Source organism: Solimonas soli DSM 21787 (assembly GCF_000474945.1).
Lineage (GTDB): Bacteria > Pseudomonadota > Gammaproteobacteria > Nevskiales > Nevskiaceae > Solimonas > Solimonas soli.
The window spans coordinates 124,405-146,762 of sequence record NZ_AXDW01000004.1; the positions used below are offsets into that span (position 1 = coordinate 124,405).

General features: G+C 67.9%; 15 protein-coding genes. 12 read left to right on the top strand and 3 right to left on the bottom strand.

Annotation, left to right across the window (positions count from 1 at the left end; genetic code table 11):
• Positions 1-35: 35 nt before the first annotated feature.
• From K344_RS0103250 to K344_RS19925, 4 genes are all read left to right on the top strand, one after another.
• Positions 36-1,790, top strand: coding sequence for a DUF885 domain-containing protein (locus K344_RS0103250; protein ID WP_028079471.1), 1,755 nt, complete (start codon positions 36-38; stop codon positions 1,788-1,790).
• A gap of 74 nt (positions 1,791-1,864) precedes the next feature.
• Positions 1,865-3,274, top strand: a complete 1,410-nt coding sequence (locus tag K344_RS0103255) for an amino acid permease (protein ID WP_028079472.1) — start codon at positions 1,865-1,867, stop codon at positions 3,272-3,274.
• A gap of 44 nt (positions 3,275-3,318) precedes the next feature.
• Entirely contained in the window at positions 3,319-5,532 is a 2,214-nt protein-coding gene (locus K344_RS0103260; protein ID WP_028079473.1) for a S9 family peptidase, read from the top strand.
• A gap of 420 nt (positions 5,533-5,952) precedes the next feature.
• Positions 5,953-8,328 (top strand): neutral/alkaline non-lysosomal ceramidase N-terminal domain-containing protein, encoded by a 2,376-nt coding sequence (locus K344_RS19925; protein WP_169729228.1) that lies wholly within the window; start codon positions 5,953-5,955, stop codon positions 8,326-8,328.
• Between the two features lie 62 nt (positions 8,329-8,390).
• Here K344_RS19925 and rpsT read toward each other — a convergent pair whose 3' ends face one another.
• Complete coding sequence (rpsT, locus tag K344_RS0103270) at positions 8,391-8,654, bottom strand: 30S ribosomal protein S20 (protein ID WP_028079474.1); 264 nt, start codon at positions 8,652-8,654, stop codon at positions 8,391-8,393.
• Between the two features lie 203 nt (positions 8,655-8,857).
• On the opposite strand from rpsT, the gene murJ reads away from it, so the two are divergent.
• The 8 genes from murJ to K344_RS0103310 all read left to right on the top strand — a co-directional run bounded on the left by murJ (position 8,858) and on the right by K344_RS0103310 (position 18,046).
• Positions 8,858-10,402 (top strand): murein biosynthesis integral membrane protein MurJ, encoded by a 1,545-nt coding sequence (gene murJ / locus K344_RS0103275; protein ID WP_028079475.1) that lies wholly within the window; start codon positions 8,858-8,860, stop codon positions 10,400-10,402.
• Positions 10,403-10,404: 2 nt separating this feature from the next.
• Entirely contained in the window at positions 10,405-11,331 is a 927-nt protein-coding gene (locus K344_RS0103280; RefSeq protein WP_028079476.1) for a bifunctional riboflavin kinase/FAD synthetase, read from the top strand.
• Between the two features lie 173 nt (positions 11,332-11,504).
• Positions 11,505-14,273 carry an isoleucine--tRNA ligase gene (gene ileS, locus K344_RS0103285; protein WP_051361887.1) on the top strand — a complete coding sequence of 923 codons (2,769 nt, stop codon included), beginning with the start codon at positions 11,505-11,507 and terminating at the stop codon, positions 14,271-14,273.
• Positions 14,273-14,668 (top strand): hypothetical protein, encoded by a 396-nt coding sequence (locus tag K344_RS19930; RefSeq protein WP_043113673.1) that lies wholly within the window; start codon positions 14,273-14,275, stop codon positions 14,666-14,668. Before ileS ends, K344_RS19930 begins: the two co-directional genes overlap by 1 nt.
• A gap of 90 nt (positions 14,669-14,758) precedes the next feature.
• Positions 14,759-15,253 carry a signal peptidase II gene (gene lspA / locus K344_RS19935; protein ID WP_043113675.1) on the top strand — a complete coding sequence of 165 codons (495 nt, stop codon included), beginning with the start codon at positions 14,759-14,761 and terminating at the stop codon, positions 15,251-15,253.
• Between the two features lie 10 nt (positions 15,254-15,263).
• Positions 15,264-16,220, top strand: coding sequence for a 4-hydroxy-3-methylbut-2-enyl diphosphate reductase (ispH, locus tag K344_RS0103300; RefSeq protein ID WP_028079478.1), 957 nt, complete (start codon positions 15,264-15,266; stop codon positions 16,218-16,220).
• Between the two features lie 128 nt (positions 16,221-16,348).
• On the top strand, positions 16,349-17,275 hold the full coding sequence (locus tag K344_RS19940; RefSeq protein ID WP_051361834.1) for an NAD(P)/FAD-dependent oxidoreductase: 927 nt from the start codon (positions 16,349-16,351) through the stop codon (positions 17,273-17,275).
• A gap of 171 nt (positions 17,276-17,446) precedes the next feature.
• Entirely contained in the window at positions 17,447-18,046 is a 600-nt protein-coding gene (locus K344_RS0103310; RefSeq protein WP_157622733.1) for a GspH/FimT family pseudopilin, read from the top strand.
• A 12-nt stretch (positions 18,047-18,058) separates the two neighbouring features.
• Here the strand turns inward: K344_RS0103310 and K344_RS0103315 are convergent, their stop codons facing one another.
• Both K344_RS0103315 and K344_RS0103320 read right to left on the bottom strand, forming a co-directional pair.
• Positions 18,059-18,487 carry a type IV pilin protein gene (locus K344_RS0103315; RefSeq protein WP_028079480.1) on the bottom strand — a complete coding sequence of 143 codons (429 nt, stop codon included), beginning with the start codon at positions 18,485-18,487 and terminating at the stop codon, positions 18,059-18,061.
• Positions 18,488-18,506: 19 nt separating this feature from the next.
• Positions 18,507-22,352, bottom strand: a complete 3,846-nt coding sequence (locus tag K344_RS0103320; RefSeq protein ID WP_051361835.1) for a pilus assembly protein — start codon at positions 22,350-22,352, stop codon at positions 18,507-18,509.
• Between the last annotated feature and the right edge of the window lie 6 nt (positions 22,353-22,358).

Genomic DNA, 22,358 nt, shown 5'->3' on the forward strand with positions numbered 1-22,358 from the left:
ACCGCGCACTCATCACCGAGCAGGACACTGAACCCATGATCCACAGGCCCGCCGCCGGGTGCCTGCTGCTTGCCGCGCTGCTGCCGCACGCGCCGGTGGCGCAGACGCCGACTCCCTTGCAAGCCGCCGCGCAGGCCTACGAGGCCGCCGACTGCGTGCGCGACGAGGACGAGGACAGCCCCGCGTCCGCCGAGCCCGGCCGACGCCAGCTGCCGGACGTCAGTCCGGCCGCCGAGCGCGCCTGCGCCGCCAGGCTGCGCGAGGTCGACGCGGCGCTGGCGAGGATCGATGCGGCGACGCTGCCGGCCGACGAGCGCCTGACGCACGAGCTGCTGCGCTGGACCATCGCCGGCTGGCTCGAGGCCCTGCCGTTCGATGAATCGCGCATGCCGTTCAACAGCGACGGCGGCTTCGACGTGACCCTGCTGTATCGGGCCGGACAGCCGCTCGCCGACGAGAAGAAGGCGCAGGCCTGGCTGCAGCTGCTCGGCGAGGTGCCGCGCTGGTACGAGCAGAACATCGCCAACGCGCGGCGCGGCATGCGGACGCGCTTCGTGCAGCCGAGGCCGACCGCGGAGGCGGTGCTGAAACGTGCGCGCAGCGAGGCGGCGGTGACGCCCGACAACGATCCGCTGCTGGCGCCCTTGCGCGCGCTGCCGGCGAGCATTCCGGAAGCGCGCCGCGCCGCGCTGCTCGCGCAGGGCGAGACCCTGGTCCGCGACGGCATCGTGCCGGCGCGCGCCAACTTCGCGGCCTTCCTGGAGCGCGAGTACCTGCCGCACGCGGCGACAAGTCTGGCCGCGTCCGATCTGCCGGATGGCCGCGCGTACTACGCCTTCCTCGTGCGTCGCCATACGACGATGGGCCTGACGCCGGACGAGATCCACGACATCGGCCAGCGCGAAGTCGCGCGCATCCGCGCCGAGATGGAACAGACGATGCGCGCGGCGGGCTTCGACGGCACGCTGCCGCAGTTCATCGCCCGGCTGCACGCCGAGCCGCGCTTCTATGCGACTTCGCGGCAGCAGCTGCTGGAGAAAGCGTCGGAGATCGCCAAGCGCATCGACGGCGAACTGCCGGCACACTTCGGCACCTTGCCGCGCCTCAGCTACGGCGTGCGGCCGGTGCCGGCGGAGATCGAGGAGGGCTACACGACCGGCCGCTACTTCAGCGGCGATCCGCGCCAGCATCGCGCCGGCGGCCTGATGATCAACACCTCGCACCTCGACCAGCGGCCGCTCTACGAGCTGCCGGCGCTGGTGCTGCACGAGGGCGTGCCCGGCCATCATCTGCAGGTCGCGCTCGCGCAGGAGCAGGACGAGGTGCCGAAGTTCCGTCGCACGCTCTACGTGACGGCCTACGGCGAAGGCTGGGCCCTGTATGCCGAGCGGCTCGGCGAGGAAATGGGCATTTACCGCGACCCCTACGAGCGCTTCGGCCGGCTGTCTTACGAGATGTGGCGCGCCTGCCGGCTCGTCGCCGACACCGGCATGCACTGGAAGCACTGGACGCTGGCGCAGGCGCGCGCCTGCTTCACCGCCAACACGGCGCTGTCGCCGCTCAACATCGAGATCGAACTGCAGCGCTACGTGTCCTGGCCGGGGCAGGCGCTGGCCTACAAGATGGGCGAGCTGAAGCTCGTCGAGTTGCGGCACAAGGCGGAGACGGCGCTCGGCGATCGTTTCGACGAACGCGGCTTCCACGACGCCGTGCTGCTGCACGGCTCGCTGCCGCTGTCGATCCTGGAGCGCCGGATCGACGGCTGGATTTCCGAGCAGCAGAAGCAGTAAACGAAAATGTTCCCTCTCCCTCGTCGCGTCAGCGATGGGGGAGAGGGAAAAATTTTGCGGTGGAGGGAGAGCACATGTCGTTCTGGAATCGCCGTCGACCGTGGGGCAGTGCCCTCGCTGCGCACGCCGACGGCACGCCGCACCTGAAGCGCTCGCTATCCTGGCCGCATCTCGTCGCGCTCGGCGTCGGCGGCATCGTCGGCACCGGCATCTATACGCTGACCGGCGAGGCGGCGGCGCTGGCCGGGCCGGCGGCGATGCTGTCCTTCGTCATCGCCGGTATCGTCTGCGCCTGCGCGGCGCTCGCGTATGCGGAAATGTCGACGATGATTCCCGTCGCCGGCAGCGCCTACACCTACACGTACACGGTGATCGGAGAGGGCTGGGCCTGGATCGTCGGCTGGAGCCTGATCCTCGAGTACACCCTGGTCTGCTCGGTCGTCGCCGTCGGCTGGGGCGGTTACGCGAGCGGCCTCATCCACCAGGCGGGCCTGCCGGTGCCCGAGCTGCTGCTGACCGCGCCGGCGAACGGCGGCCTGATCGATCTGCCCGCGGTGCTCATCGCGCTCGCCGTCGCCGGCATGCTGACGCTCGGCACACGCGAGAGCGCGCGCGTGAACCTCGTGCTGGTGATCGTCAAGATCGTCGCGCTCGCCGGCTTCGTCGCCCTCTGCCTGCCGGCCTTCGACGCGGCGCACTTCACGCCCTTCATGCCGCAGGGTTTCGCGGCCCATGAAGTCGACGGCGTCAAGGTCGGCGTGATCGCCGCCGCGTCGATCATCTTCTTCGCGTTCTACGGCTTCGACACGATCTCGACGGCTTCCGAGGAGACACAGAACCCCGGCCGCGACCTGACCATCGGCATCGTCGGCTCGATGCTGCTCTGCACGCTGATCTACATGGCGGTCGCGGCCAGCGCGATCGGCGCGCGGCCGGTGGCCGAGTTCGCCAGGAGCGGCGAGCCGCTCGCGCACATCCTGCGCAGCCTCGGCCATCCGCGCGCCGCGGTGGCGATCGGCGCGGCGGCGGTGATCGCCCTGCCGACGGTGATCATGGCCTTCATGTACGGGCAGAGCCGCGTGTTCTTCGCGATGGCGCGCGACGGCCTGCTGCCGCGACGGCTCGCCGCCGTGCACGCGACGCGCGGCACGCCGGTCGCGGTGACGCTGCTGACCGGCGTCATCGCCGCAACGCTCGCCGGCTTTGTGCCGCTGGCGCGCATCGTCGCGCTCGCCAACGCCGGCACGCTCTGCGCATTCATCGCCACGGCGGCGGCGATGATGCTGCTGCGCGTGCGCGAACCGCTGCGCGCGCGGCGCTTTCGCGTGCCGCTGTGGTGGCTGGTCGGCGCGGTCGCGATCGCCGGCTGCCTGTACCTGTTCGCGAGCCTGCCGCGCGAGACCATCCGCTTCTTCTTCATCTGGAACGCGCTCGGCCTGGCCCTCTATCTGGCCTACGCGCGGCGTCGCAGCGCGCTGGCCTGAGCGGTCGAACATGCCGAAAATCGGAACGAATAACTGGAGTGAGCATGAGAATCCTGGCTTCCACCCTGACGATGTTCGCGCTGCTGCTCGGCGGTGCCGCGCACGCCGAAAAGCTTACGCCGGAGCGCTTGTTCGCCGATCCCGATCTGAACGGCCCGCGCGTCCGCGGCGTGCAGCTGTCGCCGGATGGGCGGATCGTCAGCTATCTGAAGGCCAAGCCCGACAACCAGAACGTGCTCGACCTGTGGGCGGTCAACACGCGCGGCGGCGAGCCGTACCGCCTGATCGACGCGAACACGCTCGGTGCGCCGGACAAGGCCCTCTCGGAAGCCGAGAAGGCGCGGCGCGAGCGGCAGCGCGTGAGCCAGCGCGGCGTCGTCGACTACGCCTGGAGTGCGGACAGCCGTTCGCTGCTGGTGCCGGTCGACGGCGATCTGTTCGTCGTCGATCGCGCCACGCACGCGCCACGCCGCCTGACCGAGACCCCGGCCGATGAAATCGACGCCAAGCTCTCGCCGCGCGGCCGCTACGTCTCCTACGTGCGCGAGCAGAATCTCTATGTGCGCTCGCTGCGCGGCGGCGACGAGCGCGCGCTGACCACGGACGGTGCCGGCACGCTGAGCTGGGCGACGGCCGAATTCGTCGCGCAGGAGGAAATGGATCGCGACACCGGCTACTGGTGGTCGCCGGACGAGCAGCGCATCGCCCTGACGCGCGTCGACGAAACCGGCGTCGACGTCATCGAACGTCTCGACCTCGGCCCGCAGGGTGCAACCACGGTCGCGCAGCGATACCCGCGTGTCGGTCGGCCGAACGCCATCGTCTCGCTGTTCGTCGCCGACGTGGCGAGCGGCGCGCGCGTCGCCGTCGATCTCGGCCCCGATACGGATATCTACCTGGCGCGCGTCGAGTGGTCGCGCGACGGCCGCACGCTGTACGTGCAGCGCCAAGCGCGCGACCAGAAGCGTCTCGACCTGCTGGCCTGCGAGCCGGAGACGGGCGCCTGCGCCGTGATCCTCAGCGAGACCTCGCCGCACTGGGTCGAGCTGAGCAAGGACTTCCAGCCGCTCGCCGACGGCGACTTCCTGTGGTCGTCCGAGCGCTCGGGCTGGCGGCATCTCTATCTTTACCATCGCGACGGCACGCTGGTGCGCCAGATCACCGGCGGCGACTGGCCGGTCGCCGCGCTGCTCGGCGTCGACGAGACGCATCAGCGCCTGTTCTTCGCCGCCTCGATCGATGATCCGCTCGGCAAGCAGATCTGGAGCGTCGCGTATGAGCGCGGCGCCGAGCCGCGGCGCTTGACGGACGGCGAGGGCGTCTGGACGGCGAGCTTCGCCGAGCGCGGCAACGCCTTCGTCGGCACCTACTCCGATCCGCGCACGCCGCCGCGAACCGCGCTGTACGACGCGAGCGGCCGGCGCCTGCGCTGGATCGAGGCGAACGCGCTCGACGCGACGCATCCCTATCACGCCTACCTCGATCATCACCGTGTGCCGCAGTTCGGCACGCTGAGCGCGGACGACGGCACGCCCCTGTACTACTCGCTGGCGACGCCGCCCGGCTTCGATCCGCGGCGCAAGTATCCGGCGATCGTGCTCGTCTACGGCGGCCCGCACGTGCAGACCGTGACGAAGGCCTGGGGCGATCTGAAGGATCAGCTCTACCTCGCCGCCGGCTACGTCGTGTTCCGTCTCGACAACCGCGGCTCGGACAATCGTTCGGTGGCGTTCAAGACGGCGATCGACCGCCACCTCGGCACCGTCGAAGTGCGCGACCAACGGGTCGGCGTGAACTTCCTGAAGTCCTTGCCTTACGTCGATGCCGCGCGCATCGGCTACCAGGGCTGGAGCTATGGCGGCTTCATGACCCTGCGCATGCTGACCGAGCCCGGCGCCGGCATTCGCGCCGGCGCCGCCGGCGGTCCGCCGACCGACTTCGCGCTGTACGACACGCACTACACCGAGCGCTACATGGGCACGCCCGCCGACAACGCCGAGGGCTATCGCGGTACTGACATCCTGCCGCGCCTGCCGAACCTGTCGGGCCGCCTGCTGCTCATGCACGGCATGGCCGACGACAACGTGCTGTTCGCCAATTCCACGCGCCTGATGGAAGCGCTGCAGCAGCGCGGCATCGTCTTCGACCTGATGACCTATCCCGGCCAGCGCCACGGCGTGCGCGGCAACGCCAAGCAGCTGCAGCAGTGGCGCACGTATCTCGATTTCTTCGGACGCGAGCTGAAGCCGGACCCATGACAGTGAAGGAACACGGCGCCGCCGCTCGTCGCGGGCTCTGACGGCTTGGTGCCCGGCGCGCTTGAGCTCAAGCATGCTCGAAGTCATAGCCTGCAGCGACCTGTTCGCGGCGCAGCGCGAGCGCATCGGGCCGTTTCTCGAACGGACCTCTCTCCGTTTCGCGTCATCCACGAGAGCGGTACGGTCTGAACGGCGTGGCGCGACGCTGGCGGTAAATGTCAAGAAACCGCCGACGCCCGTCCGCACGATGCGAACATCGTGCGCAAGCTGCATGCATCGCCGATCCGCACGGATCGCCATCATCCGCTTGCCTGGCAAGGCCAATGCGGGACCGGCACACGCGCGGAGGGAGCGATGGAGACATGCGGCAAGGGCGGGGCCGTGCAGAGGATGCGTCGCCGGCGGATCGGCGGCCTCCTGGTGATCGCGGCCGCTGTCGGGCTCGCCGCCTGCGGCAGCAGCTCGCCGTCCGTCCATCAGGCCGGCGCCGTCTGCGAGGTCGGCCAGCTCGACGAGACGCAGATGCTCGCGTTGAAGCGCGCCGCGCCCGACCAGCCGCTCGCCGATCTTTCGCATTACGCGCCGCGCCGCCACGCGCGCGCCGCCGACGCGCTGCTGAACGGCGGCGGCTGCGAGTCGAATCGCAGCTTCCGCTACGGCGCCGGCGTCGGTGACATCACCGGACCGGCGCTCGGCGAGGAGCAGCTCGGCTACGCCGATCCGGCGCAGGTCTCGCAAGGCATCCATACACGCGAGCATGCGCGCGCGTTCGCCTTTTCATCGCAATGCGGCGGCCGCAGCGGCTACGCGATGCTGGTCAATGTCGACAACGCGCTGGCCTTCGACTCGATCAAGTTCGGCGTGATGAAGAAGATCGCCGACGATACCCAGGACCGTCTGGCCGACTACTGGACGATGGACAATGTCCTGATTTCGGCGACGCACACGCATTCCAGCGCCGGCGGACAGGCGCATTACGACTACGTCAATCTGTTCGCGCTCGGCTTTGACCAGCAGGCCTACGGCGCCGTCGTCGATGGCATTTTCCAGGCGATCGTGCAGGCGCACCGCAACCTGATGCAGGCGACGCCGGGACCGATCGCGATCGCCACCAGGGAATTGCTCGACACCGCCGTCAACCGCTCGCCGCCGGCCTACGCGCAGGACCCGGAGGCGGAGCGAAGGGCGTTCGTCGACACCGCGGGCCGCGAGGTGACGACCAATCGCATGATGACCCTGCTCAAGCTCAAGCGCGACGACGGCACGCCGGTCGGCATGATCAACTGGTATTCGGTGCACGGCACGTCGATCGGCCAGACGCACAAGCTGCTGTCCGGCGACAACAAGGGCTACGCGGCGCAGCGCTTCGAGCACGAGTTCAGCCGCGGCGTCTACGCGGACGGCGCTTTCGTGGCCGGCTTCTTCCAGTCCGACGAGGGCGACTCGTCGCCGAACCTGTTCATGATGGAACTGCCGGAATCGGTCCTGCATGCGCATGGCGGCGAGGGCTGGGACACGCGCGGCGGCGGCCGCGACGATTACGAGAGCGCGATGATCTCCGGCTACAAGCAGTATCACCATGCGCTGGCGCTGTGGGACGACGCGGACGAGAAGCTGCACGGCGAGGTGAAGGCGATCCACATTCCGATCGACATGAGCAAGGTCGTCATCGAAGCGCCGAAGACTTATCCGGACGCGCTGATGCCGGCGGTCGGCGCGCAGCGCACCTGCGAGCCGGCCTTCGGCGTCACCTTCGCCGCCGGCGCCGAGGACGGTCGCGGGCCGTTCAGCGAGGAGGGCGCGGCGTGCCCGATGAGCGACGACCGGCTGCTGCCGTTCATCACCGGCTATCTTCAGACGACGCTGGGCGTGCTGCCGGACGGCGCGCTGCCGTCGACCCTGATCGAGCCGGTCGGCTGCTACAACCCGGCCTTCGCGCTGCTGGGCTACGCCTGCCAGCAGGAGAAGCCGATCCTGCTGCCGCTCGCCGTCGCGCCGGCCGGACTGCCGCTGGTGCTGCTGCAGGCGCGCACCGCGCCGCTGCAGATCGTCACGCTCGGCAACCTGGCGATCATCTCGCTGCCCTGGGAAGTGACGACGATGGCCGGCCGCCGCCTGCGCGAGGCCGTGCTCGACACGCTGCAGGATGCCGGCATCGACTACGCGGTGATCGCCGGCCTGTCCAACAGTTACGTCGACTACCTGACCACGCGCGAAGAGTATTCGGTGCAGAACTACGAGGGCGGCTCGAACATCTACGGTCCCTGGTCGCTCGACGCGGTGATCCAGGAGATGACGCGCCTCGCCAGCCATCTGCGCGACGGCAGCGCGGCGGCGAGCCCATACGCCGATCCGCGTTATCGCGATCACGTGCCCCTGCTGCCGTTCCACCTCGGGCTGGTGGTCAGCGACAGCCGCCTGCCGGCCGGCGCCGCCTTCGGCGACGTCACGCAGCAGCCGGCGGCCGAATACCAGATGACGCGCGACGAGCGCCTCACCGTCAGCGCGCGCTTCTACAGCGCGCATCCGCGCAATGACCTGATGCTCGGTTCGAGCTATCTCTACGTCGACCGCAAGGTCGGCGACGACTGGAAGGTGGTCGCCACCGACGACGACTGGTGGACGCGCTTCACCTATCTCAAGAACGGCGGCGGCAGCGACGAGGCGCTGGTCGAATGGCAGGTACCGGCCGGCACCGAGCCCGGCACCTACCGCATCCGCTACCAGGGCGTCACGCAGGACGGCACGCCGTACAGCGGCAGCACGCAGCCCTTCGCGCTGAAAGGCTGCAGCTGAACGGGCGCCGCCAACGAAAAAGCCCCCGCGAGGCGGGGGCTTTTCGAAGACGTCGCCTCGCTTCAGGCGAGGGCGAGAATCCTGGCCGCGAGGCGCGACTTGTGGCGCGCGGCCTTATTCTTGTGGATCTGGCCCTTGGTCGCGTAACGGTCGACGACCGGCACCATTTCAGCGTAGGCGGCCTGAGCGGCGGCCTTGTCCTTCGCGTCGATGGCCTTGACGACCTTCTTGATGTAGGTGCGGATCATCGAGCGCTGCGCGACGTTGCGGGCACGGCGCTTCTCGGACTGGCGGGCGCGCTTCTTCGCGCTGGCAATGTTGGCCAAGGTAAAACTCCTGAAACTCGGGTCTCGAAAACCCGCAACCGAAAGATCGGGGTCTGTTTGAAAGGTCGCGGAGTATGGGGAGGGAGGCTTTGTTTGTCAACCGCTCGCGGTCCGGGAAACGAAGGATAAGACGCGGAAAACATTGACGCTTGCGACCGCCTGGGCGTGCCCTGCGCGCGCCCAGGCTCTACACTTCGCGCCCTATGTCGAAATCCCTGTTCCGGGCCTCCGGCGTCGTCGGCCTGATGACCCTGCTGTCGCGCCTGCTCGGTTTCGTGCGCGAGATCATGCTGGCCGCCGCCTTCGGCGCCGGCGCCGGCATGGACGCCTTCCTCGTCGCGCTGATGATTCCGAACTTCGGCCGCCGCATGTTCGCCGAGGGCGCGTTCTCGCAGGCCTTCGTGCCGGTGTTCACGGCGACCAAGACCACGGCGCCGCACGAGGAGGCGCGCGCGCTGGTGGCGGTGACGATGGGCACGCTCGGCGGCGTGCTGTCGCTCATCACGATCGTCGGCTGCGTCGCCTCGCCGCTGCTGGTCTGGGCCTTCGCGTCCGGTTTCCACGACGACCCGGACAAGGCCGCGCTGTCGGCCGGCCTGCTGCGCTGGACCTTCCCGTACCTGATGTTCATCTCGCTGACCTCGATGGCCGGCGGCATCCTCAATGCCTACGGGCGCTTCGCGATTCCGGCCTTCACGCCGGTGATCCTCAACGTCTGCATGATCGCCTCGGCCTTCGTCGATTCCGGCTCCGTGCAGGCGCTGGCCTGGGCGGTGTTCGCGGCCGGCATCCTGCAGTTCGCCTTCCAGCTGCCGTCGCTGTGGACGCTGCGCCTGTTGCCGCTGCCGCGCTGGGGCTGGGGCGACGCGCGCGTCAAGAAAATCGTCGGCCTGATGCTTCCGGTGATGGTCGGCTCGTCGATCGCGCAGATCAGCCTGCTGCTCAACTCGAACCTCTCCACGCACCTCGGCGACGGCCCGGTCAGCTGGCTGTACTACGCCAACCGCCTGATGGAATTCCCGCTCGGCATCTTCAGCATCGCCATCGGCACGGCGATCCTGCCGACCCTGTCCGCCCAGCACGCCACCCGATCGGCGGAGCAGTTCGCGGCGACGCTGGACTGGAGCCTGCGCCTGATGCTGGTCATCGGCCTGCCGGCGGCGGTCGGCATGGTGCTGTTCGCCGGGCCGCTGGTGGCGACCGTCTACGGCCACGGCCGCTTCGGCGCCGACGACGTGCGCATGACGACGTATGCGCTGTGGGCCTACGGCGCCGGCTTCATCGGCTTCTCGCTCATCAAGGTGCTGACGCCGGGTTTCTACGCCCGCCAGGAGACGCGGCTGCCGGTGCGCTTCGCGATCATCGGTCTGTGCGTCGGCATGGCGATGAGCCTGCTGCTGTTCGCGCTGGCCCGGCATTTCGAGTTCCGCGCGGCGCACGCCGGGCTGGCGGCATCGACGTCGCTGACCGCCTGGATCAATGCGCTGCTGCTGCTGCATCGCCTGAAGCGCGACGGCGTCTACGTGGCGTCGGCCGGCTGGGGCGCATTCACGCTGCGCCTGCTGCTGGCCTGCGCGCTGCTGACCGGCGTGGTGCTCTGGGGCATGGGTTCGCTCGCCTGGTGGACCGAGGCCGGCGCGCGGGACAAGGCGGTGCGCGCGCTGCTTGTCATCGTCGCGGCGATCGTCGTCTACTTCGCTGCTCTGGCGGCCGGCGGCCTGCGGCCGCGGCATTTCCGGCGGAGTTGACCATGTTGCTCGTCAGGGGCGTGCAGAATCTGCCGAAGGACTGGCGCGGCTGTGCGCTGACCATCGGCAATTTCGACGGCCTGCATCTCGGCCATCGGGCGCTGATCGAGCGCACGCGCCTGCGCGCGCAGGAGCTCGGGCTGCCGCTGACCGTGATGTGCTTCGAGCCGACGCCGCGCGAATACTTCCGGCCGCAGTCGGCGCCGGGCCGCATCAGCAACCTGCGCAGCAAGCTCGCCGACTTCGAGGCGGCTGGCGTCGAGGTGGTCGTCGTGCAGCGCTTCGGCAAGCCGTTCTGCACGCTCAGCGGCCTGGCGTTCATCGACCACATCATTCACCAGCATCTGCGCGCCAGGGCGGTGATCGTCGGCGACGATTTCAATTTCGGTGCGGCGCGCTCCGGCGACATGGGCCTGCTGCGGGCGCGGGGCGCCGAATGCGGCTTCACGACGGAAAGCGTGCCGAGCGTCGTCGTCGACGGCGAGCGCTGCAGTTCGACGGCGATCCGCGAGGCGCTGGCGATCCCGGATCTTTCGCGCGCGGCGCGGATGCTCGGTCGGCCGTACCGCCTGCTCGGCCATGTCCGCCATGGCCTCAAGCTCGGCCGCGAACTCGGCATGCCGACCGCCAATCTCTACCTGCTGCGGCCGCCGGCCCTGCGCCTCGGCATCTATGCGGTCGAGGCGCAGCTGCGCGGCGAACCGCGCCCGTGGAAGGGCGTCGCGGCGCTCGGCGTGCGGCCGACGCTGGGCCTGACGCACGTGCTGCTCGAAACGCATCTGTTCGAGCCGCCGGGCGATATCTACGGCGCGCGCATCGAGGTCGAGTTCCGGCATTTCCTGCGTCCCGAACTGCGCTTCGATTCGCTCGATGCGCTGAAGGTGCAGATGCAGCGCGACAAGCTCGATGCCATGGCCCTGCTCCGATAGCTTTTGGGGGCGGGGCGGCCGATAATCGGCAGCTCACTCCACCGCTTACCGCCGCGCCGGCATCCGCCGCCGGCCGCCGCAGCCGCGCGATACGCAAGCCGACCGTGACCGACAAGCCGCCCAGCCCGCTGGACCTCAAAGCCACCATCAACCTGCCGGAAACCGCGTTTCCGATGCAGGCCAACCTCGCCAGGCGCGAGCCGGAGATGCTCGCGCGCTGGCTGGCGGAAGACCTTTACGGGCAGATCCAGAAGGCGACGGCCGGCCGGCCGAAGTTCTGGTTCGTCGACGGCCCGCCCTACGCGAACGGCGACATTCACCTCGGCCACGCCGTCAACAAGACGCTGAAGGACATGATCGTCAAGGCCGCCCGCCTCGACGGTTACGACGCCGCCTTCGTGCCGGGCTGGGACTGCCACGGCCTGCCGATCGAACTGCAGGTCGAGAAGAAGTTCGGCAAGGTGGGCGACAAGGTGGATGCGAAGACCTTCCGCGAGAAGTGCCGCGAGTACGCCACCGAGCAGGTCGGCCGTCAGCGCGAAGGCTTCAAGCGGCTCGGCGTGCTCGCCGACTGGGAGCGTCCGTACCTGACGATGCGTCCGTCCTACGAGGCCGAGCAGCTGCGCGTGCTGGCCCGGATCATCGACAACGGCCACGTCGTGCGCGGCTTCAAGCCGGTGCACTGGTGTCTCGATTGCGGCTCGTCGCTCGCCGAGGCGGAAGTCGAATACCAGGACAAGCAGTCGAGCGCGATCGACGTGAAGTTCGCGGCGGCCGACGCCGCCGATCTCGCGCGGCGCTTCGGCGTCGGCGATGCCAGCGGCGCGGCCTTCGTGATCTGGACGACGACGCCGTGGACGCTACCGGCCAACCAGGCGGTCGCGGCGAACGCCGGGCTCGACTACGCGCTGGTCGACTTTGCCGGAGCCGGCCGCGTCGTCATCGCCGCCGATCTCGTCGAGGCGACCGCCCGACGCTGGGGCGATGCAGCGAAAGTGCGGGCGACGGTGAAAGGCGCCGCGCTCGAAGGCGCCAAGGCGCAGCATCCGTTCGCCGAGCGCATCGTGCCGGTCGTTCTCGGCGAGCACGTCACGCTCGACGCCGGCACCGGCCTCGTGCACACGGCGCCGGCGCACGGCGTCGAGGACTATGCGGTCGGCAAGCTCTACGGCCTGCCGGTCGACAATCCGGTCGCCGGCAACGGCGTGTTCATCAGCGGCACGCCGCGGGTCGCCGGCCTGCACGTGCGCAAGGCCGAGGCGCCGATCATCGACGCGCTGCGCGACGGCGGCGCGCTCGTGCACCTGGCGACCATCACGCACAGTTATCCGCACTGCTGGCGGCACAAGACGCCGCTGATCTTCCGCGCCACGCCGCAGTGGTTCATGTCGATGGACCGGCGCGGGCTGCGCGAGGGCGCGCTCGAGGCGATCGCCAGGACCGACTGGATTCCCGACTGGGGCCAGAACCGCATCCACGACATGATCGCCAGCCGCCCGGACTGGTGCATCTCGCGCCAGCGCTACTGGGGCGTGCCGCTGGCGATCTTCATCGACCGCCAAACGCAGGAGCTGCATCCGGATGCGGCGGCACTGCTGCGCAGGATCGCCGACAAGGTCGAAGCCGAAGGCCTCGAAGCCTGGTTCGGCTCGACGCCGGCCGACTGGGGTGTCGATGAGGCGCAATACGAGAAGGGCAGCGACACGCTCGACGTCTGGTTCGATTCCGGCGTCGCGCACCAGTGCGTGTTCAAGTCGATGATCCCGGAGGCGCTCGACGCCGACGGTCTGGCGCCGCAGGCCGATATCTATCTCGAAGGCTCCGACCAGCATCGCGGCTGGTTCCACTCGTCGCTGCTCACGTCCGTGGCGATGCGCGGCCGCTCGCCGTACAAGCAGGTGCTGACGCACGGCTTCACGGTCGACGAGCAGGGCCGCAAGATGTCGAAGTCGCTCGGCAACGGCATCGAGCCGCAGGAGATCATGAAGACCCTGGGCGCCGACGTGCTGCGCCTGTGGGTGGCGTCGAGCGATTACTCCGGCGAGATCGTGCTGTCGAAGACGCTCTTGCAGCGCATCGCCGAGGCGTATCGCCGCATCCGCAACACGGCGCGCTATCTGCTCGGCAGCTTCAAGGACTTCGATCCGGCCACCGATCTGGTCGCGCCGGATCAGCTGGTCGCCGTCGACGCCTGGGCGATCGCGCAGGCGGCGGCGCTGCAGGCCGAACTCAAGGAGGCCTACGGCCGCCGCGAGTTCCATCTGGTCTATCACAAGCTGCACAACTACTGCGTCAACGATCTCGGCGGCCTGTATCTCGATCTGCTCAAGGATCGTCTGTACACGCTGCCATCGCGGTCGCTGGCGCGCCGCTCGGCGCAGACCGCGCTGCTGCACATCGCCGAGGGCATGGTGCGCTGGATCGCGCCGATCCTCTCGTACACCGCCGACGAGATCTGGCGCATGCTGCCGGGCGAGCGCACGGTCACCGTCTTCGCGCAGCCCTGGTATGCCTTTCCGGCCGTGCCGGCGACGACGGTCGACTGGGCGACGCTCAAGGCGGTGCGCGAGCCGGTCAAGAAGGTGCTCGAGGAGTTGCGCGTCGCCGGCCAGATCGGCTCGGGTCTCAATGCCGAGGTGACGCTGTACGCCGACGGTGCGCCGGCCGAGGCGCTCGCCAAGGTCGGTGACGAACTGCGCTTCTGGTTCATCACCTCGGGCGCGAGTGTCGCGCCGCTCGCCGCGAAGCCGGCGAACGCGACGGCGGCCGGCGAGGGCAGCAATGTCTACATCGTCGCGCAGCCGTCGCCGCATGCGAAGTGCGAGCGCTGCTGGCACCAGCGGGCGGACGTCGGCGTCGATCCGGCGTATCCGACGATCTGCGGGCGCTGCGTCGTCAACATCGCGCCTGACGGCATCGGCGAAACGCGGAGTTTCATTTGATGCTGCGCCGTCTGTCTCTGGCCTACGCGGCCGGACTCGCGGCGGCGCTGGTCGCCAGCGTCGCCTTGTGGGCGGCCGGGCACTTCGGCCTGCTCGCCAGGCTGCACGTGGCGATCGCGCCGGCGCTCGGTCTGTACTGGCTTTATCCGCGCCTGATCGTCGGCGGTCTCTGGGGCCTTCTGCTGCTGCTGCCGATCGGCGGCTCGGCGTTCCTGCGCGGCGTCGTGCTGAGCCTGGCGCCGACGCTGGTCACGCTGCTGTGGATCTTTCCGTTCCAGACCGGGCAGGGCTGGCTGGGGCTCGAACTCGGCCTGCTGACGCCGCTGGTGATCTGGGCCGTCAATCTCATCTGGGCCTGGACTGCGGTAATCTGGTCGCGTGCGACCGGGCTATGAACCTGCAACGTCACTCCCGCGGTAGCGCCGGATCTCTGGATGCCCTCTTGCGCGCATGATGGAAATGGACTGAAGCCTCGCCCTGAACCCATGTCTTTTCAGTACAAAAACGTTTACTGGCTGTGGCTGACGGTGGCGGTGATCCTCGTCGACCAGATCAGCAAGCAGCTGATCGTCCGCCATTTGCAGTGGTTCGACGTGATGCCGCTGCTGCCGCATTTCAATCTCGTGCACATGAAGAACACCGGCGCGGCGTTCTCGATGATGTCGGATGCCTCGCCGGTGCTGTTCGTGCTGCTCGGCGTCGGCGTCAGCATCGGCATCCTGGTCTGGCTGCGCCGGCATCCGCGCGACCAGCATCTGGTCGCCGTGGCGCTGTCGCTGATCATGGGCGGCGCGCTCGGCAATGTCATCGACCGCGTCACGCGCGGCCACGTCGTCGACTTCGTCGATTTCTATGTCGGCAGCTGGCACTTCGCGGCCTTCAACGTCGCCGACATGGCGATCAGCTGCGGCGCCGCGCTGCTGGTGCTCGACATGCTGCTCGACACGTTCCGCCGCAGGACGGCGAAGGCCCCGGGCTGAGATGCAAGGCATGGAGATCCTGCTCGCCAATCCGCGCGGATTCTGCGCCGGCGTCGATCGAGCGATCGAGATCGTCGAGCGCGCGCTCGAGGTGCTCGGCGCGCCGATCTACGTGCGCCACGAAGTCGTGCACAACCGCTTCGTGGTCGAGAACCTCCGTGCCAAGGGCGCCGTTTTCGTCGAGGAAGTCGACGAGGTGCCGATCGGTGCAACCTGCATTTTCTCCGCGCACGGCGTCTCGCAGGCGGTGCGCGAGGCGGCGGCGAGGCGGCACCTGACCGTGTTCGACGCGACCTGTCCGCTGGTCACCAAGGTGCACATCGAGGTCAAGCGCTATTCGCGCGAGGGCCGCGAGGTGGTGCTGATCGGTCATGCCGGGCATCCGGAGGTCGAAGGCACGATGGGCCAGTTCGACGCCAGCCAGGGTGGTGCGATCTATCTCGTCGAAACACCGGACGACGTCGTGCGCCTGCCGATCCGCGATCCGGCGCGCGTCGCCTTCGTCACGCAGACCACGCTGTCGATGGACGACACCGCCAAGGTCATCGACGCGCTGCGCGCGCGGTTCCCGCAGGTGCACGGCCCGCGCAAGGACGACATCTGCTATGCGACGCAGAATCGCCAGGACGCGGTGAAGGATCTGGCGGCGCAGTGCGACGCGCTGCTCGTGGTCGGCTCGCGCAACAGTTCCAACTCGAACCGCCTGCGCGAGCTGGCCGAGAGCCGCGGCACGCCGGCCTATCTGATCGACGGGGCGCAGGACATCCGCGCCGAATGGATCCAGGGCAAGCGGCGCGTCGGCGTCACCGCCGGCGCATCGGCGCCGGAAGTGCTGGTGCGCGAGGTCATCGCGCGGCTCAAGGAGTTCGGCGGCACGGCGGTCAGCGAGCTCGCCGGTCGCGAGGAACACATCGTCTTCTCGCTGCCGCCGGCGCTGCGTCGCGCCACGAAGACGGCGATCCCGTGACTTCCTCGCCCTCGTCGCGTAGCGAGGGGGGAGACGGTGCGGGCGAGGCGGAGTCCGCCAATGGCGCCTGTCGATCCATTGGCCCCTCAACCCGACCCTCCACGCTCGTTCGAGGGGAGGGCGAGTCCTTGAGGCGCTACGACGTCGCCATCGTCGGTGGCGGCGTCATCGGCATGGCCTGCGCCGAAGCGCTGAGCCGCGCCGGCCAGTCGGTGTGCATCGTCGAAAAGGGCGAACTCGGCCGCGGCGCCTCCTGGGCCGGCGGCGGCATGTTGTGCCCGCTGCCACCGGATCATGTGCCGGAGCCGATCCGTGAACTGCTCGCCGAGAGCCTGGCGCTGTATCCCGAATGGTGTGCGCGCCTGCAGCGTGAATCCGGCATCGACCCCGAGTACTGGGAATGCGGCGCCGACTACATCAAGAACGACGGTCGCCACATCGAGTATCCGCGCCTGGCGCAGGTGCGCAATCCGCGCCTGATGAAAGCCCTCGCCGGCACGCTGCGCGCGCGCGGCGTGAGCGTGCGCGAACACAGCACGGCGCTCGGCTGGATCGAAGCCGATGGCGTGGTGAACGGCGTGCGCACCACGCGCGGCGATATCGCCTGCGGCAAAGCCGTGCTCGCCGCCGGCGCGTGGTCGGCGGCGCTGGGTGCCGACGACGTGCGCCCGGCGAAGGGACAGATGCTGCTGCTGCGCTCCACGCCGGGCCATCTGCCGCGCATGCTGATCGGCGACGAGGTCTATCTGATCCCGCGCCGCGACGGGCACATCCTCGTCGGCAGCACGATCGAGGATGTCGGCTTCGATGTCGCGCCGACGGCTGCCGCGCGCACGCATCTGCTCGCGCGCGCCGTCCGGCTCTGGCCGCCGGCCGCCGGGCTGCCCCTCGTCGCGCACTGGGCGGGACTGCGGCCGCGGCTGGCAGGCGACGGCCCGGCGCTCGGGCCGCACCCGCGCACCGGCGGTCTGTGGCTCGCGACCGGCCACTTCCGCATCGGCCTGACGCTCGCCCCGGCCAGCGCGGCGCGAATCGCGGCACAGTTCACGAACTGATCGCCCCTGGCCCGGTCGGCCGCGCCGTATCGCGACGAACTGCGAAGCATTCGGCAGTTTCATCCGTCCGCCCACCGCTAGCATCGAGCCGACACGGGTTCGGTCGCGATGTCAGGGGCGGGAGCATGATGTGGCAATGGTCTCCCGGGTGCCGGTCGCTTGGAGAGCGCCATGGACGGCCAAGGTATGGGCGTGCGGGGACGGCGGAAGCAGCACTGCCGGCGAGGGCAAGCGGGTTGGTCGGTGTTGGAGGTTCTGACGACGGCGGCCATCGTCTCGGTGAGCATGGGCATCGCGATTCCGGCCGTGCAGGGCGCGCTGGCGCAGAACCGCCGGGCGGCGGCATCGAACCAGCTGCAACTCGCTTTATTGTCAGCGCGCCAGATGGCGGTAACGCGGAACAGCGCGATGACTTTTTGCGCCGGCAGCGCGGCAGAGGGCTGTCATGGCGACTGGACGCGCAAGGAGTGGATCATTTTTTCCGACCGCGATCACGACGGCAATGTCGACGATGACGAGCCATTGACGTTCGTGGATCGCCTGTCGTCGTCAAGTTCGCTCGAAATAGCCGGGAACGGGCCGTTCCGCCGCGCCGTGGTGTTTCGCGAAAGCGGCGCGGCGGAGACGGTGACGGGCGCTTTTGCCGCCGGCACGCTGCGCATCTGCATCAAGAAGGCGGCGGGGACCAATGCGACCGACCTTCTGCTGATCGGCAGCGGCCGCGCCGAGCCGACACTGCGGAATTTCGCAGGTAACTGTCCGGCGCCCTGAGCTGAGCAGCGGTTACCAGCAATCCGTGGTGCCGGCGCCGCGCGTGCCGGTCTGGTTGAGCGTCAGCGTTCCGCACTGCGTATCACGGATGGCTTGCTTGCCGGTGGGTACGGCCTGCAAGGTGTAGCTTGAAGCAGCAACGGTGCTGAGGCTGTATCCATAGTCCTTGCCGGTGTTCTGCGTGCCGGCGCAGTCGAGCGTCGGCAGGCTGATGGCCGTGCCGGCCAGATCCTGGTCGTAGCGCAGATTCGTGGCGTAGAAGCGCTCCATGTACGTCGCGTAGTTCGACAGACAGGCTTCGGCGGCGCGTCGCTTGGTTTTGGTCACGGACTTGACGTAGGAGGGATAGGCGATTCGCGCCAGAATGCCGACGATCAAAACGACGATCATGAGTTCGATCAGCGAGAAGCCGGCCTGGCCGCTCCTGGGATGTCTCAGCATGGCATCTACTCCGATGCGCTCATTGCGTGATCAGCTCGCGCCAGGTCAGCCGTTGCAGCGTGCCGGTCGTGCCTGCGGTCTGCACATTGCCCAGCGTGGCGTTGTCGTAGCTGATGAGCATGTCGTTGCCGACGAAGATCGGATTGTTGGCGATCTGGTCGAAGCCGACGCCGGCAACCACATACGACGTGCTGCCGCTCGTGATGTTGTCGCTGTCGTCGATGGTTCCGTTCTGCGTGGTATCGAAGAACGGTTTGCCGGGCGGCGCGCCGGTGAACGGATTGATGGCCATGATCCAGCTATTGCCGGACGGATTGCAGGAATTCGAATTCGTCGTCGGCAGTCGCGTGGTGCCGATCAGCAGGGTGCCCTGGAACTGGTTGGGTGTGACCATGCGCTCGCCTTTCGCTGCAGAGCCCGGCGAAACCAGGTCCATGTACCAGCCGAGTGTGACGTCGCCAGCCGTCGGCGTGGTGATGCCACGAGCCGCCAGCGAGGATCCCGACGCCGAGGTTTCCACGGCGATGGTGCGCTGCGCGAGATTGCTGCGCGTGGTCGAACTCGAAACCGCCGAATAACCGCTGCTGCCGGCCTGGACGATGAGCCCGTACCAGGTCTGCACGGCCGTCGACCAGCCGCCGCTCGGGGCCGTGAAGTCAGAAGACGTGAGGTACTTGCCTGTGCCGAAGAAGATCCAGACGTTGCCGGTCGCCGGGTCCTTGCCGGCCAGCATGCCGGCAGTGATGGGCTGTGCCCTGGCGCCCGTGCCCGTTCCGTCTTTAGCGATGAAGATGTTCGAGCTCGTGCCGCTGCTGAGCGTGAACGACCAGACCCGGCCGAGTACATCGCCGGCGTAGGCTGTCGTACTGATGCCGTTCGCCGGATTGGACATCCATACGGCGGGCGCGGCGAGTCCGTTTCCCGTGTTGGTGTCGGTCGTGATCTTGCTGATGGTGCCGGCGAGCACGTCGAACTGAAGCAGCGCGGCGGTTCCGCTCGCGCTGTTGAAGCCGTTGCCCAGCAGCACCGACCATGTGGCATCGGCGGTCTGCGCGATGATCGGCTGGCCGACGATCTGACCGATATAGGCATAGTCGCCGCCTTCGCTCGCGGAGTGCTCCCAGAGCAGCGACACCGAGGATGGGCTGCTGACATCGAATGCGTAGACGGCACGGGCCGCGCCGCGGCCCGTTGTGCCGACCAGGATCGTGCGCCACTTCGACTGGGCGTTGTCGTAGATATCGCTGACGGTCAGCAGGCCGTCGTTGTAGTACTGGTGAGGCAGGCTGTTGCTGCCGTAATCCTGATCGCTGTAGTTCTTGATCGACGGCAGTACCGCGGCCGGTAGATAGGCGAAGGTTTCCACGCCCGTGTCCGCATTGAACGCGTGCAGCATGCCATCGTTCGCGGCGACCCAGACCGTCGCTTGACGACCGGCGACGCCGCCGTTGGCGGTTGAATTCGTCGCGAATGCCGAGTAGGCACTGGAACCGGTGAAGGTTTTGCCGTTGTAGAGATTCGGATCGGGTGTGCCGACGTAGACAGGCTGCGAATCGACGATGTCGCCCATGGGCGCGGTGCTGTTGACGCTTCCCGCCGGCACCGGCCGGTTGCGCAGACTGCCGCCGTTGCGCTGCTCGTTGCTGGTGTCGCCGCGCAGATAATTGATGACTTTTGTTCGATCGGTGGCGGATGATCCGAAATAGGCGAGCTGAGTGGTCGTCATGGCCGGCGACGCACCGCTCGCGACGAAATCGACCATCGCCGTGCCGTTGTAAGTCTTGATCACACGGCTGCCGTAGGCCGGCAGCTTTGCCGACGCGGACCAGTTCGCCGTGCCGCTGATCGCGCCCGTGCTCGCATTGACGGTGTATGAAGTGAGGTCGCCGGTCCACACGCCGCTCTGGTACGTCGCCTGGTACGTCCTCGTGCCGGTGTCGAGCTTGGTGCTGTTCGCCGCGAGGCTCGCGCCCGAGCCGGCGCGTTGCGACACGCGCTTCAGCGCGTCGGCAATGCCGCTGGAGAATTCTTCAGGGTTGTTCGCGGAATAGAAGCCACCGTGCCCATTGACGGCAGCGTGTGCGAGGTCGGCGATATTGGCCGCGGTGTTATTGACCGGCTGTGGCCATTTGAAATTGCTGATCTGGCTGCTCGGTGCCGAACTACCGGTGCCGCCGCCATCGTTCGCCCACTTGAAGATCAGCGGGACGGTCGCGCTGCTCGGTGTGATGCCGGTTGGTGTGTAGCCGAGGCCGACAGTGAACGTCGTCATGTGCTGCCAGAACGCCGGGTCGACGCCGGGGCTGACCGGCACCTTGTTCGTCAGGCTGGGCTGCAGGTCCATCAGCCAGTAATACATGGCGACGTCGGCGAGCGATGTGATCGAGTACGTCGAGTTGTAGCTGTCCTTCCAAGGGAGAGCCGCGGTCTTCGTGCCGTCGTAGCTGAAGTTGCCGCCCACCGGGTTGACGTGCGTGACCTTGGCTGTCGAATCGATATCGCTGGGCGACGACAGGGACGGCAGGGTGACTGTATCGCCGGACGGCGTGCTGATGGTTGTCAGCGTCGGCGTGGTGGATTCGTTCCAGAAGCCGTCGGTGGTGAGAATCGTGTACGCCTGGCGGCATTCGAGCTTGCTCGTATCCGTGGACGAGCTTTGCCAGGGTTGATCGGTCGTGTAATAGGTGCCGACCGCATTGAGCGCGCCGCGCAGCGGTGTATTGCCATTCGGCGATTCGGCGACGAGCCAGTCCCAGAAATTCGCGCGCTGCGTGCCGCTCTGACCCTTCGTGCACGTATTCGGATCGGCCGGCGGCGTGCAGTTGCTGTCGAAGGTCGCGACCCTGGCGAGCCGGTTGCTGCTGTTCGTGGCAGTGCTGAAGGGATAGAAGCCGGCGCCCTTGTCGGAGGTGATCTGGGACGTCGCTCTGCCGTTGATGCTGCCGTAGCCAAACCGGATCGTCGGTGCCAAGTCGTTGAAGGCGGCCATCAGGCCGCTCTTTGCCATCAGGATGCGCTTTCTGTAATAGGAGAACCAGTTGGCGACGTTCTGCTGGGTCGGCACATCGTCGGCGCAGGTCGCCTGTGCGGTGCTGCTGGTGAGCTTGGCGCAATCGCCCGTCTGGCCCACGTAGTAGCGCGTGAAACTGGTGGAGCTCGTGATCGGCGTCGTTCTTGGAACGGTATAGGTGAAGAAGTTCTTGTTGTACGTGGTCGTCACGACGCACTGGTTGGTCGCCGTGTCGAGCGTGCCGCTGGCGCAATAGGGCAGCGTGTAGTAGGTGTACGTGCAGCCGAAAAAATTGCACGAGACCGTGTGTTGGCACTGTCCCTTTCGCGTCCCGCTCGTGATCAGCGTATCGCCATTCGCATCACAGGTCGTCGCCGCGGCCGAACGGGTCGTATCCGCCACCTGGAGCGCCGTGTAGTAGGCGTAGTTGTCGTTGTAGTAATTGGTGATGTCGGTGGTCGACTGGTTGCAGCCCGATGTCGGCGCCGTCGTGCTGCTGAACGGGTCGGAATAGCCGCACGGAAACGTCGGCTGCGGCCATGAGGAGCCGTTTGCGCGCGGTGGCGGCGCATAGGTCACGGCGGGGTTGTAGTAAGTACCGTTATTGACCGAGTTGCGATAGCCGTCGTTGCTTGTGTTGACCGGATTGTCGGGCATGTAGTCGCTGTCCATCGAGCCCGAGTCGTCGAACATCAGCACCATGTTCGGCGGCAACTGCGCGGTGGTCGTCAGCGGTGCCTGATCGACGACGGGATTGTCAGCCCGTGCCGCCGGCGGAACCGTGATCGCCAAGCCGAGGCCGAAGGCGGCGAGTGCGAGCCGGTACCAGTAACGAAGCTGTGCGCGTGGCGTCATGGCATC

What these genes read in the sequence shown, in the direction of transcription:
- K344_RS0103250 (WP_028079471.1), top strand. Translation starts at nt 36, where the DNA reads ATGATCCACAGGCCCGCCGCCGGGTGCCTGCTGCTTGCCGCGCTGCTG.
- K344_RS0103255 (WP_028079472.1), top strand. Translation starts at nt 1,865, where the DNA reads ATGTCGTTCTGGAATCGCCGTCGACCGTGGGGCAGTGCCCTCGCTGCG.
- K344_RS0103260 (WP_028079473.1), top strand. Translation starts at nt 3,319, where the DNA reads ATGAGAATCCTGGCTTCCACCCTGACGATGTTCGCGCTGCTGCTCGGC.
- murJ (WP_028079475.1), top strand. Translation starts at nt 8,858, where the DNA reads ATGTCGAAATCCCTGTTCCGGGCCTCCGGCGTCGTCGGCCTGATGACC.
- K344_RS0103280 (WP_028079476.1), top strand. Translation starts at nt 10,405, where the DNA reads ATGTTGCTCGTCAGGGGCGTGCAGAATCTGCCGAAGGACTGGCGCGGC.
- ileS (WP_051361887.1), top strand. Translation starts at nt 11,505, where the DNA reads ATGCAGGCCAACCTCGCCAGGCGCGAGCCGGAGATGCTCGCGCGCTGG.
- K344_RS19930 (WP_043113673.1), top strand. Translation starts at nt 14,273, where the DNA reads ATGCTGCGCCGTCTGTCTCTGGCCTACGCGGCCGGACTCGCGGCGGCG.
- lspA (WP_043113675.1), top strand. Translation starts at nt 14,759, where the DNA reads ATGTCTTTTCAGTACAAAAACGTTTACTGGCTGTGGCTGACGGTGGCG.
- ispH (WP_028079478.1), top strand. Translation starts at nt 15,264, where the DNA reads ATGGAGATCCTGCTCGCCAATCCGCGCGGATTCTGCGCCGGCGTCGAT.
- K344_RS0103310 (WP_157622733.1), top strand. Translation starts at nt 17,447, where the DNA reads ATGGACGGCCAAGGTATGGGCGTGCGGGGACGGCGGAAGCAGCACTGC.
- K344_RS0103315 (WP_028079480.1), bottom strand. Translation starts at nt 18,487, where the DNA reads ATGCTGAGACATCCCAGGAGCGGCCAGGCCGGCTTCTCGCTGATCGAA.
- K344_RS0103320 (WP_051361835.1), bottom strand. Translation starts at nt 22,352, where the DNA reads ATGACGCCACGCGCACAGCTTCGTTACTGGTACCGGCTCGCACTCGCC.